Genomic DNA, 16,355 nt, shown 5'->3' on the forward strand with positions numbered 1-16,355 from the left:
GATTTTTACGCGGCCTCGGTGGGTTGCGCCCCTGGCAGCGCCTGCGCGCAGGCCATGCCGCTGGCCCAGGCCCACTGAAAGTTGTAGCCGCCCAGCCAGCCGGTGATGTCCACCACCTCGCCAATGAAGTACAGCCCCGGCTGGGCCTTGCACTCCATGGTCTGCTGCGACAGCGCTTGGGTGTCCACGCCGCCCAGTGTCACCTCGGCCTTTTTGTAGCCCTCGGTGCCCGTGGGTGTCAGCTCCCAGCGGGCCAGTTGCTCGGCCAGCTTGGCCAGGGCTTTGTCTGATGCTTCGGCCACGGGGCGTTGCCAGTCGGCCTTGCGCTGCGCCCACGCGTCGGCCAGGCGGCTGGGCACCAGCGTGGCCAGCTCATTGGCAATCAGCTTGCGCGAGCGGGCCTTGGCCTGCTGCAGTGCCTCGGGCAAATCCACCGTGGGGGCCAGGTTCACAGCCAGCGGCGTGCCCTCGCGCCAGTAGCTGGAAATTTGCAGCACCGCCGGGCCCGACAGACCGCGGTGGGTGAACAGCAAATCCTCATCAAACGCCATGCGCTCTTTCTTGCTGCCCGTGCTGATTTGCACTGGCAGCGCCAGCCCTGACAGTTGGGCGTAGGGCGCCCAATCCGCGCCATCGAAAGTCAGTGGCACCAGCCCGGGGCGCCGCTCCACCAGCGGAATGTTGAACTGTTGCGCCAGCCGGTAGCCCAGGTCCGTCGCACCGATTTTGGGAATCGACAGGCCCCCCGTTGCCACCACCACGCTGCGCGTGTGCACCGGGCCTTGGTTGGTATCAATTTGATAGCTGCCAGCGCTTGATCCATCTGCGCTAGGCGGCAAAAAGGCTATGTTCTTGACACTGCAAGGTTGCCACCGCGTGACCTGGCCCGCCTCGCACTCGGCCAGCAGCATCTGGATGATGTCTTCGGCCGAGCGGTCGGCAAACAACTGGCCCTTGTGCTTTTCATGGAAGGGGATGCCGTGCTTTTGCACCAGCGCGATGAAATCGGTCGGGGTGTAGCGCGACAGCGCCGAGCGGCAAAACTGCGGGTTCTGCCCCACAAAATGCTTGTGCGGCGCCCGCACATCCAGATCGCGGTTGGTGAAGTTGCAGCGCCCCCCGCCCGAGATGCGGATCTTCTCGGCCACCTTGTCGCTGTGGTCGATGAGCAAGACCTTCAGGCCCCGCTGGCCCGCCTGGCCCGCGCAAAACAAGCCAGCGGCGCCAGCGCCGATGATGACGGCGTCAAAAAAAGGAATCGTCTGCACGGGGTGTGAATGCTGTTGGCAAAAAGGGCTGATTGTGCCGACTTTGCCTGCACCGTAGCCCACCGCCCGTGGAACACGCGCTGATCATGCCAGCTACCGCCGCGCAAGGGCCGCCCCGCCGCGCTGGTGGTGTCCCCCTTCCCGAATGGCGCGGCCATTCGAGAGAAGGGGGAAGCGGCGCAGCCGCTCAGGGGGATGCCTAGAACTTCGCTCGCAGCGTCACGCTCACGTTGCGTGGGTCGCCGTAGTTGGGGTAGTCCAGGTTGGCCCAGTATTTCTTGCTCGACAGGTTGTTGATGGCGAGTGTGGCGCTGAGCTTGGGGTTGAACTTCCAGGTGGCGCGCAGATTGACCAGGGCCATGGGCGATTCGGTGACGGTGACTGTGCCCAGGGTCGGGTGGGGGATGTTGTAGCCCACGATCTTGCTTTGCCACTGCACATCGCCGCCCACAGAGAGGGGCGCGAGTGCGCCGGTGAACTGGTAGTCAGAGCCCAGTTGCAGCTGGTATTCGGGCAGGTTGGCGTAGATGAGGTCGGTGGCGGCGCGGGTGACCATGGTGCGGGTGAAGCCCGCCTTCGCGCGCCATTGGCGGTTGATCAAGCCAGACACTTCGATCTCAAAACCGTGCGAACGCGTGCCGTTGACGGTTTTGTAGGCGCTGGTGCCATCGGGCAAGCTGGCTTCGGGCACGCTGCTGTCGCGCACGCCGTAGTTGTTTTGCTTGGTCTGGAACAGCGCGAGGTTGGCCTGCACACGCCGCTCCAGCAGTTCGGCCTTCAGGCCTGCTTCGGTGTTGGAGCCCACCACCGCGCTCAGTGGTTGGTTGTTCACGTCCTTGTAGTTTTGCGGGTTGAAGATGCGGCTGTGGCTGGCGTAGGCCGACAGCGTGGGCGTCAGCTCGTAGACCACCCCCAAGAATGGCGTGATCTTGCGGTTTTCGTCCTGGATGGCCGAGGTGGCGGTGTAGGCGCCGCTGGTGTTGTAAGCGTCGGTCTGCCGGTGCCAGTCGGTGATTCGGGCGCCGGTCAGCAGCGAGAGCGGGTCGCTCAGGCGCCAGCGGGCCGATGCGTACAGGCCCGTCTGGCGCGTGATCTGTTCAGTGAAGGCGCCGGTGGCGCGGTAGGTCGGCGCGGGTGCGCTGCCGTCCCAGGTGTAGAGGTTGGGAATGGTGTAGGTCCAGCCCGTCAGGCTGCTGTAGCTGTCGGTGTGGGCCTCTACGCGCGATGCGCTCATGCCCACCACCAGGTCGTGCTTGCGCCCGCCCAGCTGCACCTTGCCCGACAGGTAGGCGTCCAGGGTGTCCTGGGTCTCTGTGCCGCCGCTGACGGCGGCGCGCAGTGTCAGGCCTGCGCCTGTGCTGCGGTTGAGGTAGCCCGAGCCGTAGGTGGCCAGCCGAAACGAATCGCCCTCGGTGTGGTTCAGGCTGACTTTGGCACTCCAGTCCTCGTTGATCTGGTGGTCCACGTTGGCGTAGAGCGTGGACGAGGTGCGCTCCCAGCGCGTCCATGATGGTGAGAAGCTGGTGGACACCGGCAGGTTGGCCAAGCCGCCGTCTGCAGCAAAGCGTGGGATGGTGCCCCAGATGGGCGCCTCGGGCACATTGCGCTGGCGCTGAAAGCCCACGGTGGCTACGGTGGCGTTGCCCAGGTCGGCCTCGATGGCGGCCAGCAAGGCGGTTTTGTCTTCCTGGTAGCGGTCGCGAAAGCTCTCCTTGGTTTGCGGCGCCACCACCAGGCGGCTGCGCACGCTGCCGTCGCTGGTCAACGGGGTGTTCAAGTCCAGCTCGCCGCGCCACAGGTTCCATGACCCCGCCGTCAGCGCGACCGAGGCAGCAAACTCCCGCTGCGGGCGTTTGCGGATCATGTCCACCGTGGCCGAGGGCACGCCAATCGCCGTGAGGATGCCGTTGGCACCGCGCACCACGTCGATGCGCTCGTACAGCGCAGTGTCGTACTCCTGGTTGGTGCCGCCGCTGTACGTGGGCAGGCCATCGACCTTGAAGTCGGTGATCTGAAAGCCCCGCGCGTAGTAGAGCGGGCGCTGTGTGTCGTAAAAGCTCACCGCAATGCCCGTCACGTTGCGCAGCACCGCGTCGATGCTGGTGAGCGATTGGCGCTCCATCTGCGCACGGTCCACCGTGTTGGTGGATTGCGGGTTCTCGCGCGGTGTCAGCGGCAGGCGGGTGGAGGCGCTTTCGCGTGCGCCAGAGATGGTGATGTGATCCAGCGACTTGGGCTCTACCACGGCGTCGGCGGTGGAGGCCGCCTCGGTTTGCGTGGTGGCTTGCTCCGCGGGCGGGCTTTGTGCCCACGCTGGGCTCAGGGTGAGCAGCGCCGCGGCCAGCGCAATGGGGTGAAGGTGAGAGAGGGCAGCACGGGGGCTGCCAGCAAGGCACAAAGAGCGCATGCGGGATCCTGAAGAAGGTCAGACAACTGGCTGGCTGCGCTGCTCCTTCAGGGGGCACGGCTTGCTAACGAAGGCGTGTATTGTAAATTTATTGAGAATGGTTCGCGTTTGATTGTTTCAAGGCGTTGTGGTTTGGCGACGTGCCAACCCAAGCCCAGGGCTCACCCCTTCCAAGTAAACGGAAACTTCAGCTGCTTGAAGAACCCGTTGGGCACGTAGTCGCCCAGCACGCCATAGTGCTCTGGCCAGAGCTTTGTGCTTTTCACGGCGGTGCCGAACAGGTAGTCCAAAAAGGCGAAGTGCGCGGCGTAGTTTTTATCGAGCGCTTCCTGGTCCTGGCTGTGGTGCCAGTGGTGGAAGTTGGGCGTGACCAGTACGTAGCGCAGTGGGCCCAGGCGCACGCTCACGTTGGCGTGGTTGAAAACGGCCTGGAAGCCCACGATGACGATGTACGCGTCGATCACTTCCTTGCTGAAGCCCAGCACATAGATGGGCGCCAGCACCATCGAGCGGGTGATGATCAGCTCCAGGATGTGTTGGCGCGACCCGGCCATCCAGTCCATGCTTTTGACGCTGTGGTGCACTGCGTGCAGGCGCCACAGCAGTGGCACCTCGTGGTAGGCGCGGTGCGTCCAGTACTGCACCAGGTCGGCCACCAGGATGATGCCAAACAGCGCCACCCAAAAATTCAGGCCCTGCACCCAGCCGCGCACACCGTCACTGGCGGCCCAGCCAAAGAACTTGTGCACGATGAGGTTGGTGGCCAGCAGCACAAAGCCCACCACCATGTGGTTCACGATGAAGTGGTGAAAGTCGGTCTGCCACTCGGCGCGAAAGATGGGTTGGTCCTTGCGGTGGGCAAACAGCTTTTCGATGAAGATGAAGATGAGCGAGCTGCCCAGCAGGTCGAGGATGAACCAGTCCAGCCCGATGTAGGGCGTGTGGTCGGGGAAGTTCGGGTTCACCTCTACTTGGTGACCGCCCAGCAATGCGGCCAGGGCCACCATAGCGAAAGAGAAGGTGGCCAGCCAGCGGGCGCGGTTGAACAGGATGTTGACCAGCGAGATGCCCCCGGCAATGGCCATGGCGGCCAGCATGATGGTGCGAATCACGTTCACGTCGTAGCTCTTGCGCAGCTCGGGTGTGGTGAGGTACTGCGGAAAGTGAAACGCCAGCACACCCAGCAGGCAAAGGATGGCGAGTGTCAGCGCGATAACGCCTGACACCAGGCCCTTGCCCGTGCGCAGGGCGCCGTGGCTTTCGGTGAATTCGTTGAGTTTTTCTAGTTGAATCATGGGTTTTCCTCCGTGCGCCGGTGGGACCGCGCTGCGCGAGTGTAGCGAAGCTGCCACGGCGGCGGCTGGTTGTGTGATGTAGCGCAAAGCAAGGCCCTCAGACGCCTGCGCGGTTTCTAAAATCGCAGCATGAACATCCCTTCACACCAACTCAGCATGACCGTGCTCATGTCGCCCGACATGGCCAATTTTTCAGGCAACGTGCACGGCGGCGCCATTCTCAAGTTGCTCGACCAGGTGGCGTATTCCTGCGCCAGCCGCTATTCGGGCTGCTACACCGTGACGCTGAGCGTGGACCAGGTGATGTTTTTGCAGCCCATCCATGTGGGCGAGTTGGTGACCTTTTTGGCCAGCGTGAACTACACCGGCAGCTCTTCGATGGAAGTGGGCGTGAAGGTGGTGGCCGAAGAGATTCGATCGCAGGTGGTGCGGCACGTGAACAGCTGCTTCTTCACCATGGTGGCGGTGGACGAAAACCGCAAGTCTGTGCCCGTGCCGCCGCTGTCTCCCTCCACCCCCGATGAGCGCCGCCGCTGGGATGCGGCGGTGATGCGCAAGACGCTGCGCAAGGAGTTGGCCGAGCGCTTTGCCCAGGTGCGCCAGACTGCGGGGCAGTGAGGCACGCCCTGGGCATCGCAAGCTCTGCTCCCATGGCTAGGCCCGGATGTTGTCCGGGCCTTTTTGATGGGGCATGGGCAGAAGGTTCTGCAGCCGCGATCAGCGTGCCGCGCAGAAGCCAAACTCGGCTGCCGCGCCAGGGGCCAGGGTCTTGTTCCAGTCCACCCCGGATGCGTTCAAGCTGCTGCCAGACTGGGTCCACACTGCGTTCCAGAGGTTGTTGACCTGGCCGCTGATGGGCAGCGTGATGGCCCAAGTGCCGCTGGCGCTGCCCAGGTTGCTGACCTTGACACGCTGGCAGTAGCCAGCGCCCCAGTCGCTGTCCACAGTCTGCAGCACAGCAAAGTTAGGGCTGGGCGTAGGGGTCGGCGTTGGCGTTGGCGTTGGCGTTGGCGTTGGATCAGGTGTCGGGTTAGGGGCGGGCGTAGGCGTTGTGCCATCGCCCCACAGCTTTTGCAGCAACTGCACTTTGTCGGTGCGCACTGTGCTCCAGTCGTCGTTCAAGATGCCGCCGGTGTCGCCGCTGTTGGGGTTCCACGACCAGTAAAAGCCGCTGCGAATGCCTTTGCCCACCAGGTAGTCCACCAGGGCGTTTTGCCACTGCACATCGCGGGCATCGCCACGGCCGTATTTGCCGCCAAACTCACCCAGCATGACGGCGTAGCCCGACTGAACGAAGCGGCCAAAGTGCTGGTCCCAAATGGCGGGCATGTTGGCCGGGAAATTGGCCGCATTGAAGTACGACTGCACGTACACATCGGGCCCGTACACGTGCGGTGCCAGCAGCAAGCGGTTGGCCGGGATGTTCAGCGGCGTGCATTCCAGCGGCTCCAGGCTGCCGCCCCAGAAGTGCCCGCCGCTGCTGGAGCAGCTGGGGTTCTCGCCAATGCCTTCCACGGCAATCAGCCACTTGGGTGCCACCTGGAGCACGGCGGCTGCGGCGCGCTCTGCCGCGCGGTTCCAGTCGGTAGCGGCATTGCCAGTGCCCCAGGTGGCGCTGCCGTGGGGCTCGTTCTTGATGTCCAAGCCAATCACGCCGGGCACGTTCACGTAGCGCTGGGCCACAAAGGTCAGGTCGGTAATCCACTGCTGCTCGCTGTAGCTAGAGGTGTACCAAAGCTCACTGATGCTTTGGCAGTCGGGCGTGTGGTGGTCCAGCAGCACGTACATGCCGCGGTTGCTCAGCTCGTTGATGACCTTGTCCATCACTTGCAGCGCGCTCAGGCCTTGCAGGTCGGCGTTGCGGCTGTAGTCGATGCTATTGGGCGCGTTGCCGCGCAGGGTGGTGGGACAAAACGGCAGGCGCACGGCGTTAAAGCCCTGGCCCTGCATCTGGGTGATCATGTCTTTCCAGTTGCGGGCCCACAGACCGTGCACCACGTTGTTGTTGGTCTCAAAGCCAAACCAGTTCACACCGCGCAGTTGCACGGGCTGGCCTGCGTCATTGAGCACTTTGCCAGCGCTGATTTCGTAGCTCCAGGCGAGGCTGCTGGTCAGCAGGCACCCGGCCAGGGCGAGTTGTTTCCAAAGCGTGTGGGCTTTCATGCAGAGGCTTCTTTCCAAAGGATGGGATGGACATGCTTTGGGTGCCACGCGCAGGGCAGCGACCAGTGGGTGGCATGGGCTGTGGTGGCGCGCCAAAGCGGGGGAGTGGATTGCAAACTAATTGCAAACGCTTCTCAAATGCTATGCGCAGCCCAGCCGCCACGCGCTGCAAGGCGCGTTGGGCTTGTAAGGCTCTGTTAAATGTGTGGTTTATGCCCCCACGCGGGCGGTGCAGCGGCGGCTGCCATCGCAGCCGCTGCGGCTGTCAGCCCGCGCTGCGGGCCAGAGGGGCGGCGTCGGCAGCCTCTTGCGTGGCCAGGGCCACGCCCCGCACGACATCGCCCACCACGATCACCGAGGGGCTGCCCAGTTCCTCTTGGACGAGGGTGGTGTGCAGCGTGCCCAGTGTGGCTATCGCGTGCCGCTGCTGGGGCAGGCTGGCGTGCTGAATGATGGCCACGGGCGTGCTGGCGGGAAGGCCGCCGCTCAGCAGCTCTTGCTCGATGGCGGCGGCGCCGCTCACGCCCATGTAGATGACCAGGGTGAGCTTGGCGTCGCGGGCGGTGCGGGCCAGTGCGGCCCAGTCGGTGCCGGTGTCGCCTGGCTTGGCATGGCCGGTGACAAACACCACGCCGTGCGCATGCTCGCGGTGTGTGAGCGGGGCACCCAGCGAGGTGAGCCCAGCCAACCCCGCGGTGATGCCGTTGATGACGGTGACGGGTACACCGGCTGCGCGCAGGTGCTCCACCTCTTCGCCGCCGCGCCCAAAGATGAACGGATCGCCCCCTTTGAGGCGCACCACGTTCTCGCCCTCGTTCACGGCCATCAGCATCAGCTTTTCGATGAACGCCTGGGGCGTGCTCTTGCAGCCGCCGCGCTTGCCCACGTACACGATGCGGGCGCTGGGCGAGGCGTGGGCCACGATGGCGTCGCTCACCAAGTCGTCCACCAGCAGCACCGTGGCGGCCTGGATGGCCTTGAGGGCTTTGATCGTCAGCAGCTCAGGGTCGCCGGGCCCTGCGCCCACCAGGGTGCATTGCCCACCGGTGCCCAGATGGGGGCGTGCCGTGCCTGAAGGATGGGGGTGTGTAGGGCGGCTCATGGCAGTGTCTCTTTCGTGGTTTGCTCAGCCAGACGCAAGATGTGTTCCACCTGCCGCGCCAGCGCGGGCGGCACAGGCAGGGCGCCCGCGAGCACCTGGCGGGTGTACTCGGCGGTGGTGGCTACGTCGATCTCGGTGGGCAGCCCGGGCACCTCGGTGGCGGTGCCGGGTTGCTGCTCTTCCAGCAGCTGGTGCTTGCCGGCGACAAAGGCGTCATAACGGGGCGTGCGGCGCGGATCGGTGGCCACTTCGCCCTCCAGTCCGCGCGAGAGCAGTGCGCTCATCCCCATGCCGGTGAATGTGGCGTGCAGCATGTCCAGGTACTCGGGGTGGGTGTAGGCCGTGACCACCACCGCAGGGCCCGCGCAGGGGTTCATCAGCTTGACGGCACTGTGCCCGGGGTTGCGCAGGCCCACCACCTGGCGCACGGCCAGCAGGCGCGCCAGGCCGGGGTGCAGCCGCTCGGTGTGGATGTGTGCCACTTCTCCATTTGCTATCGTTTTAGGAGCTGTTAGCGCTTTGATATCCAGCGCTTCAAGCACATCGGATGCCAAAATGCGGCGCGCCTCGGTGCGCATGCCGTGCAGCAACACGGGCAGCCCCTCGCGCGCCAGCAGCAGGGCCAGCAGTGGGGTCAGCACCGGCAGCTTGCGGGCGCCGTTGTAGCTGGGCAGCACGATGGTGGGGCGGCTGGTGGCGGGCAACTTGGCCAGCCGCTGGTGCGTGGCATCCAGAAAGCCGCACATCTCTTCGGGCGTTTCGCCCTTGATGCGCATGGCCAGGCAGAAGGCGCCAATCTCCAGGTCGGTCACGCTGCCGTCCAGCACTTGGCCAAACAGGTCGGCCGCTTGCTCGCGTGTGAGCGGCTTGGAGCCGCGCGGGCCGCGACCGATTTCCTTGATGTACTGACTGATAGCCATGGTTTTGTGTGGCGGGACTTGTGAAATAGGGCTCCAGCGTCGTTATTTCGGCTTGCCGTACAGGCGTACTGTCTGCGCCGAAAATGCCTAGCTGGAGCCCTATTGCACAAGTCCTGGTGCGGTGGTTGTGGCAGTGAGGTGGGTGGGGCGCTATTTTGGCGCAACCCAGACAACTTTTGGTTATATGACGGCCTGCGCTGCGGGCTTGGGCGCTAGCGGCCCGGTGCTGCGCACCATGCGCTTGAGTTCGGGCAGGCACGAGCCGCAGTTGGTGCCGCAGCGCAGCTTGCCTTGCAGCTGGGCCAGGCGGTCGTCGTCGGTGCCGTGGCAGTGCGCCAGCTCGGCGGTGATGGCGGCGTCCGTCACGTTAAAGCAGGTGCACACCGATTTGCCGCGCGACTGCACGGCCACGGGGGCCTTGGCGCCGGGCACCAGCAGCAGGCGGCCATAGGTCTGCGCGGGCAGTTCTTCTTGCAGCAGGGTCTTGAGCCAGCCCTCGGCGCTGGTGTCGCCCGCCAGCACGATGCCTTCGAGCGTGGTGGTGTCACCGTGGCGTGCCAGCCGCGCGGCACGGCGCTGGCCGCGTTTTTTGTCGGCATAGCGCAGCGTGTCGGTGGTGGCCAGGCCCATCAGGGCTTCGATGCGTTCCACCGTGGCGTCCGGCGGGGCTTCGTGCGCGGCGGCGCGCAGCAGCACGCCCACGCGCTCGCGCCCGGGTTCGCCCAGCGGCGTGTTGTTGCTGAAGGGCACACAACTGGCAAACGGAAACTGCGCCATCAGTGCGGACAGCGCTTCCCGTGCGGCCTGGGCGCTGTCGGCGGGCAGCCAGGCCATGGCCAGCAGCGTCCAGGGCAGCTCGGCCTTGAGCACCTTCACGGCCGCGTGCTTGAGCTCGGGCTGCTTGGACGTGGGGCAATAGGCCGAGGTGGTGAGCGCATTCACGCCTGCCAAGCGCTCGCCGGTGGACGAGCAGCCGCTCAAAAATTCGCTGCCCCAGTGCATGGCCATGAAGGCCTGCGACAGGCCCACGGTGGTGTCGGCCTGCGCGGGTACCACGATGGTGCCGCGCTTGCTCGTTACGTAGACCAGGTCGCCGTTCTTCAGGCCACGCCGCTCCATGTCCTGCGGGTGCAGCTGCACGCTGGGCTCGGCCACATGGCCAAACAGGCGGCCCAGCGTGCCGGTGCGGGTCATGCCGTGCCACTGGTCGCGCAGGCGGCCCGTGGTCAGGCTGAAGGGGTAGCGCGATTCGCGCTGCTCCGCCGTGGGCTGCCAGGCATGCGCGGCAAAACGGGCGCGGCCGTCGGCGGTGGGGAAGATGCCGTCCTCGTACAGGCGGGCCTTGCCCGTGGTGGAGCCCTCGGGCAATGGCCACTGTTGGGGGCCAGCAGATTCGAGCAGCTCCCACGACAGGCCGGTGATGTCCAGGTCGCGCCCGCGCGTGCTTTCGCGGTGCTCGTTCCAAACGGTTTCAGAGCCTTGGTCCGCATGCTCGGTGGTGTAGGGGAACAGTGTGGGTTGGCCGGGGCGCAGGCGTGCCTCCAGCTGGTGCGCAAACTGCACCGCAATGGCCCAGTCGTGGCGCGCCAGGCCGGGTGCAGGCACGGCAGAGCGCACGCGCGAGATGCGGCGTTCGCTGTTGGTCACGGTGCCGGTTTTTTCGCCCCAGGTGGTGGCAGGCAGCAGCAGGTCGGCGTACCGCGCGGTCTCGGCCGTTGCGAAGGCCTCTTGCACCACCACAAATTCGGCGCGCTGCAGGGCGCGGCGCACGGTGGCCTGGTCGGGCATGCTCTGCGCGGGGTTGGTGCAGGCAATCCACAGGGCCTTGATCTCGCCGTCGGCGGCGGCCTGGAACATCTCCACCGCCGTCTTACCGGGCTGGCTGGGCACATCGGCCACGCCCCACAGCGCGGCCACCTCGGCGCGGTGCTGGGGGTTGGCCAGGTCGCGGTGGGCACTGAGCAGATTGGCCAGGCCACCCACCTCGCGCCCGCCCATGGCATTGGGCTGGCCGGTCAGGCTGAAGGGGCCTGCGCCGGGCTTGCCGATCTGCGCGGTAGCCAGGTGCAGGTTGATGAGGGCGGCGTTCTTGGCCGTGCCGCTGCTGCTCTGGTTCAGGCCCTGGCAGTACAGGCTCAGGGTCGCTTTCGAGGTGGAAAACCACTGGGCGGCGGTGGTCAGGTCGGCCACCGAAATGCCACACACCTGGGCCACGCGGTCCGGCGTGGCTTCGCGCACCAGGGCCTTGAGTTCGTCAAAGCCCGTGGTGTGTGCGCCGATGTAGGCGGCGTCGATCCAGCCTTCCCACAGCATGATGTGCAGCATGCCGTTGAACAGCATCACATCGCTGCCGGGCTGGATGGGCAGGAACAGGTCGGCCATGCCCGCCGTGTCGGTGCGGCGCGGGTCGGCCACGATGACCTTCATGCCTGGGTTGGCGGCGCGCGCGTCTTCAATGCGGCGGAACAGGATGGGGTGCGCCCAGGCTGCGTTGCTGCCCACGATGAACAGGCACTGCGCGTGTTTCACGTCGTCGTAGCAGGCGGGCGGCGCGTCGGCGCCCAGCGTCTGCTTGTAGCCGGCCACGGCGCTGCTCATGCACAGGCGCGAGTTGGTGTCGATGTTGTTGGTGCCGATCAGGCCCTTGGCGAGCTTGTTGAAGACGTAGTAGTCCTCGGTCAGCAACTGGCCGCTGACGTAAAAGCCCACGGCGTCGGGGCCGTGCTGCTGGATGGTGTGGGCAAACTTGTCCGTGGCCAAGCCCAGGGCAGCATCCCACGACAACGGCTGAGGGGCATCGCTGCGTTGCGCGCGGTGCAAGGGCTGCAGCAGCCGGGTCTGCAGCGTGATGGGGCTGCTGGCCGTGAGGTGCAGGGTCGAGCCCTTGGTGCACAGGCGGCCAAAGTTGGCGGGGTGGTTCGGGTCGCCCCGCACGCCGGTGATCTGTGCACCGTCGCTTTCAATGATCACGCCGCAGCCTACGCCGCAGTAGGGGCAGGTAGATTTGGTTTCTTGCATGGCGTGTGGCTTTGAATGTTTTACGGCGCTAGCGCTTTATTTATAAACGCTAGCAGCTATTATTTTTATAGCTATGGAGCCCGTTGGGGCTGGTGCAGGGGTCTGGGGGCTGGGCTTGTTGGCAAGGGGGGTGCACAAGGCACCCTGCGCCTACGCACCCACCGTGCGGCGTGCAGGCCCGGCGATGGGCCGCGTCAAATCCGTGGCCACGGTGGCCAGCTCTGCAGCGTCCAGGTACACGGCACCGTCCTCCACCTTCACGGTGAACTTGGGGGTGCAGCCCTCATCGGGGGCCGATGCCTGGCCGTCGCACAGGCCGATGGTCCAGTTGTGCATGGGGCAGGCCACATGGGTGCCAAACACAATGCCTTGCGACAAGGGGCCGCCCTTGTGCGGGCAGCGGTCGAGCAGGGCGAAGACGCCGCCCGCGTCGTTGCGGAACACCGCCACATCCAGGCCCTGGGGGCGGGCAACGCGGCGCGAGCCCAGCACGGGGATGTCTTCGATGCGGCAGATCAGTGTCCATTCAGTCATGGTGGCGATTCCTTGTGGTTGTTGGGGGGCTCTGGGCTCTGTGTCAGGCGGCCAGGGCGGCATACATGCCGGTGACGCGGTCCATGCTGGCCAGCAGGTTCTCGCTGGTCACAAACACCTCGGACACCTGGCGAAACGTGTTGGCGCCTGTTTGCATGCGCTGCAGCGCGGCGTCAAAAAACACCCATTGCCCGTCGGCCAGTTGCAGTTCCTGGCGAATGCGGTCGGTGGCTTGCGGCGCGGTGCGCAGCAATTCGTTGGCGCTCAAAAACTCTTTGCGCGCCTTGTCGATTTCGGTGGTGCTGGTGGCAGCGTCTACCTGCAGCATCGCGGCCAGGCAGAACTTGGCCATGCGCTGGCTCAGCATGCGCTGGCGCCCGGCCACGTTGACCAGATGGCCCACGGGCTTGCCCGAGGCCGCTTCGTATTGCACGGTGCCCTGGTGGGCCAGGGCCAGCACCTTGGCGTCGGCCTGCAGCAGGCTGCTGGCCGCGTCTTTGGAGGGCTGGGCTGTGGTCAGCACGGTTTTGTAGGCGCTCCAGGCGGCTTCCAGCTCGGTGTAGGTGGTGCGAATGTCTGCTTGTGGGGCGTAGGCCTTGAGTTCTGCCAGCTGCCGCTCAAACAGCTTGATGGACTGGGCCAGCGCCTGGCGCGCCGGGTTGGCATCGGCCTGGTGGGCCAGCATGAGCCAGGCCTTGGCCATGCGCTGGCTCAGCATGCGCTGGCGGCCCGCCTTGTTGATGGCGTCGTTCACATCCTGCACCTGGGCCCACGCCGCCACCGGGGCGCCCACAGCGCCTGCCAGCAGGGCGCCAGCGCTGGCGTTCAGAATCCATCGGCGTTGCAGCATGGGTGGGCTCCTTGGTGGTGAGGGGGCGGGCAGGGGGCAGCAGGCAGCGAGGTCAGGCGCCCAGGGGCACAAACTGGCGCGTGTCCACGGCGGCTTTGTCAAACTCGAACCAGGGGTCGGGCTCGCCGTCCAGCGCAAACTGCAGTTGCTCCCACAGCGCCTTGCGGCCTTCGTGGTCTTCGAGGATGCGCTTTTTCACATAGTCCAGGCCCACACGGTTCACGTAGTGCACGGTGCGCTCCAGGTACCAGCCTTCCTGGCGGTACAGCTCGCAGAACGCGCCGGTGTACTCCAGCACTTCCTCGGCGGTTTTCAGCTTGGTGAAGAAGTGCGCCACCTCGGTCTTGATGCCGCCGTTGCCCGCCACGTACATCTCCCAGCCGCTGTCCACGCCGATGATGCCCACGTCCTTGATGCCTGCCTCGGCGCAGTTGCGTGGGCAGCCACTCACCGCAAACTTGACCTTGTGCGGGGCGTACATGCGCCACATGGCGCGCTCCAGGTCCTTGCCCATCTGCGTGCTGTCCTGGGTGCCCATGCGGCACCACTCGCTGCCCACGCAGGTCTTCACGGTGCGCAGCGCCTTGGCATACGCATGGCCACTGGGCATGCCGATGTCCTTCCACACATTGACCAGGTCTTCTTTCTTCACGCCCAGCAAATCGATGCGCTGGCCCCCCGTGACCTTGATGGTGGGGATGTTGTATTTGTCAGCCGCATCGGCAATGCGGCGCAGCTCGTCGGCCGTGGTTTCGCCGCCCCACATGCGGGGGATCACGCTGTAGGTGCCGTCTTTCTGGATGTTGGCGTGGCTGCGCTCGTTGATGGCGCGGCTTTGCGGGTCGTCCTTGGCGTCCTTGGGCCAGGTGCTGATCAGGTAGTAGTTGACGGCGGGGCGGCAGGTGGCGCAGCCGTTGGGCGTCTTCCACTCCATGAACTTGAAGACTTCGCCAATGCTGAGCAGTTTGTTGGCACGGATCGCCTCGCGCACGGCCTGGTGCCCATGGTCGGTGCAGCCGCACATGGCCTTGGTCTTGGGGGTTGCGCTGTAGTCACCGCCTGCGGTGAACATGATGATCTGCTCGACCAGGCCGGTGCACGATCCGCACGATGCGCTGGCCTTGGTGTGCTTGCGCACTTCATCCAGCGTGAACAGGCCCTTGTCCTTGATGGCCTTGCAGATGGCGCCCTTGGTCACGCCGTTGCAGCCGCAGACCTCGTCGGTGTCGGCCATGGCGGCGGCCTTGTTGTGACCCTGGTGGCCCACGTCGCCGATATTGCTTTCGCCAAACATCAGCTTGTCGCGGATGTCGCTCACGCTGCGGCCGTCGCGCAGCAGCTTGAAGTACCAGCTGCCGTCCACCGTGTCGCCATACAGGCAGGCGCCCACCAGCTTGTCGTCCTTGATGACCAGCTTTTTGTACACGCCGCCAAAGGGGTCGCTCATCACGATCTCTTCGGTGTTCTCGCCGCCCTGGAAGTCGCCCGCGCTGAACAGATCGATGCCCGTGACTTTGAGCTTGGTGGAGGTGAGCGAACCCTGGTAGCGGCCGATGCCGAACTCGGCCAAATGGTTGGCCAGCACCTTGCCTTGTTCAAACAGCGGGGCCACCAGACCGTAGGCAATGCCCCGGTGCGCGGCACATTCGCCCACGGCGTAGATGCGGGCGTCGGTGGTGGTTTGCAGCGTGTCGCTCACCACAATGCCGCGGTTCACGTACAGGCGCATTTTTTCGGCCAGCGCGGTGTTGGGGCGAATGCCCACAGCCATCACCACCAGGTCGGCGGGCACCTCGGTGCCGTCTTTGAACTTGACGCTGGCCACGCGGCCTTCGGCGTTGCCCACCAGCTCTTGGGTCTGTGCTTTCATCAAGAACTGCATGCCGCGCTCTTGCAGCGACTTTTGCAGCATCTTGCCGGCCACGTCGTCCAGTTGGCGCTCCATCAGCCAGTCGCCCACATGTACCACGCTCACTTGCATGCCGCGCTTCATGAGGCCGTTGGCGGCCTCCAGGCCCAGCAGGCCGCCGCCGATCACCACCGCGTGCTTGTAGGTGGCGGCGGCGTCGATCATGGCCTGGGTGTCGGCAATGTCGCGGTAGGCCAGCACGCCTTGCAGGTCTTTGCCGGGGATGGGCAAGATGAAGGGGTTGGAGCCTGTGGCGATGATGAGGCGGTCGTATTCGGCGGTGATCACATCGCCGTCCTTGCTGGTGGCGCTCACCACGCGGCGCACGCGGTCCACATCATTGACCGTGAAGCCGGTGTGCAGCGTGATGTGGTTGTCGTCGTACCACTGCCAGTCGTTCAGAATGATCTCGTCCAGCGTCTGCTCGCCTGCCAGCACGGGCGACAACAGAATGCGGTTGTAGTTCGGGTGTGGCTCGGCGCCAAACACCGTGATGTCATACAGATCGGGGGCAATCTTGAGCAGCTCTTCCAGCGTGCGCACACCGGCCATGCCATTTCCCACCATCACCAGTTTGGGCTTTTTCATCGTGACTCCGTCGGTTCCATCGCCAGGGGCGAATCGAAAAGCAAAAAAGGCGTCCACACGATGCTGCTTCGGACCTCGAAACCGCATGTGGGGACGCCTTCGTCCGTGCAACCCTTCTGTGCGCCGTTGCACCGGTGAATTGCGCGACCCGCTTGGGCCGTTGCTGGTGTTAAGCAATGCGTGTGCCAGCTTGTGTGCACCGCTGTGGGGCATGCCTGGTGCAGGCGCTGCGGGCCGGTGGGGGCGATCCGGTTGGCAGGCCGCCTCCAGCCGGGGCGCGCTCGAGGCGGCTCCCGGTTTG

The 16,355-nt window shown here is 65.2% G+C and carries 11 protein-coding genes; 1 reads left to right on the plus strand and 10 read right to left on the minus strand.

Annotated features, from left to right (window positions below; all coding sequences use genetic code 11):
* Positions 1-5: 5 nt before the first annotated feature.
* The 3 genes from CLU86_RS04710 to CLU86_RS04725 form a co-directional block, all read right to left on the minus strand.
* Positions 6-1,268 (minus strand): NAD(P)/FAD-dependent oxidoreductase, encoded by a 1,263-nt coding sequence (locus CLU86_RS04710; protein ID WP_099740814.1) that lies wholly within the window; start codon positions 1,266-1,268, stop codon positions 6-8.
* A 199-nt stretch (positions 1,269-1,467) separates the two neighbouring features.
* Positions 1,468-3,675: a TonB-dependent siderophore receptor gene (locus CLU86_RS04720; RefSeq protein WP_099740815.1), complete on the minus strand. Its 2,208-nt coding sequence runs from the start codon at positions 3,673-3,675 to the stop codon at positions 1,468-1,470.
* Positions 3,676-3,836: 161 nt separating this feature from the next.
* A complete protein-coding gene (locus tag CLU86_RS04725) occupies positions 3,837-4,970 on the minus strand; it encodes a sterol desaturase family protein (RefSeq protein ID WP_099740816.1) in 1,134 nt (377 codons plus the stop codon).
* Between the two features lie 129 nt (positions 4,971-5,099).
* Between CLU86_RS04725 and CLU86_RS04730 the strand changes: the two genes are divergently transcribed.
* Positions 5,100-5,588: an acyl-CoA thioesterase gene (locus CLU86_RS04730; protein ID WP_099655078.1), complete on the plus strand. Its 489-nt coding sequence runs from the start codon at positions 5,100-5,102 to the stop codon at positions 5,586-5,588.
* Between the two features lie 99 nt (positions 5,589-5,687).
* On the opposite strand, the gene CLU86_RS04735 is transcribed toward CLU86_RS04730, so the two are convergent.
* The 7 genes from CLU86_RS04735 to nirB all read right to left on the minus strand — a co-directional run bounded on the left by CLU86_RS04735 (position 5,688) and on the right by nirB (position 16,054).
* Positions 5,688-7,133 (minus strand): cellulase family glycosylhydrolase, encoded by a 1,446-nt coding sequence (locus CLU86_RS04735; protein WP_099740817.1) that lies wholly within the window; start codon positions 7,131-7,133, stop codon positions 5,688-5,690.
* Between the two features lie 265 nt (positions 7,134-7,398).
* A complete protein-coding gene (cobA, locus tag CLU86_RS04740; protein WP_099740818.1) occupies positions 7,399-8,235 on the minus strand; it encodes a uroporphyrinogen-III C-methyltransferase in 837 nt (278 codons plus the stop codon).
* On the minus strand, positions 8,232-9,155 hold the full coding sequence (gene ybiB, locus CLU86_RS04745; RefSeq protein ID WP_099740819.1) for a DNA-binding protein YbiB: 924 nt from the start codon (positions 9,153-9,155) through the stop codon (positions 8,232-8,234). The genes cobA and ybiB overlap by 4 nt, the downstream gene beginning before the upstream one ends.
* Before the next feature lie 180 nt (positions 9,156-9,335).
* Positions 9,336-12,173 carry a nitrate reductase gene (locus CLU86_RS04750; RefSeq protein WP_099740820.1) on the minus strand — a complete coding sequence of 946 codons (2,838 nt, stop codon included), beginning with the start codon at positions 12,171-12,173 and terminating at the stop codon, positions 9,336-9,338.
* A gap of 150 nt (positions 12,174-12,323) precedes the next feature.
* A complete protein-coding gene (gene nirD, locus CLU86_RS04755; RefSeq protein WP_099655083.1) occupies positions 12,324-12,707 on the minus strand; it encodes a nitrite reductase small subunit NirD in 384 nt (127 codons plus the stop codon).
* Positions 12,708-12,750: 43 nt separating this feature from the next.
* Positions 12,751-13,554: a type IV pili methyl-accepting chemotaxis transducer N-terminal domain-containing protein gene (locus CLU86_RS04760; RefSeq protein WP_369803873.1), complete on the minus strand. Its 804-nt coding sequence runs from the start codon at positions 13,552-13,554 to the stop codon at positions 12,751-12,753.
* Positions 13,555-13,609: 55 nt separating this feature from the next.
* Complete coding sequence (gene nirB / locus CLU86_RS04765) at positions 13,610-16,054, minus strand: nitrite reductase large subunit NirB (RefSeq protein ID WP_099740822.1); 2,445 nt, start codon at positions 16,052-16,054, stop codon at positions 13,610-13,612.
* Positions 16,055-16,355 lie beyond the last annotated feature (301 nt).

Origin of the sequence: Acidovorax sp. 62, assembly GCF_002754495.1 — a bacterium.
In the GTDB taxonomy this organism is placed as follows: Bacteria; Pseudomonadota; Gammaproteobacteria; order Burkholderiales; family Burkholderiaceae_C; genus Acidovorax.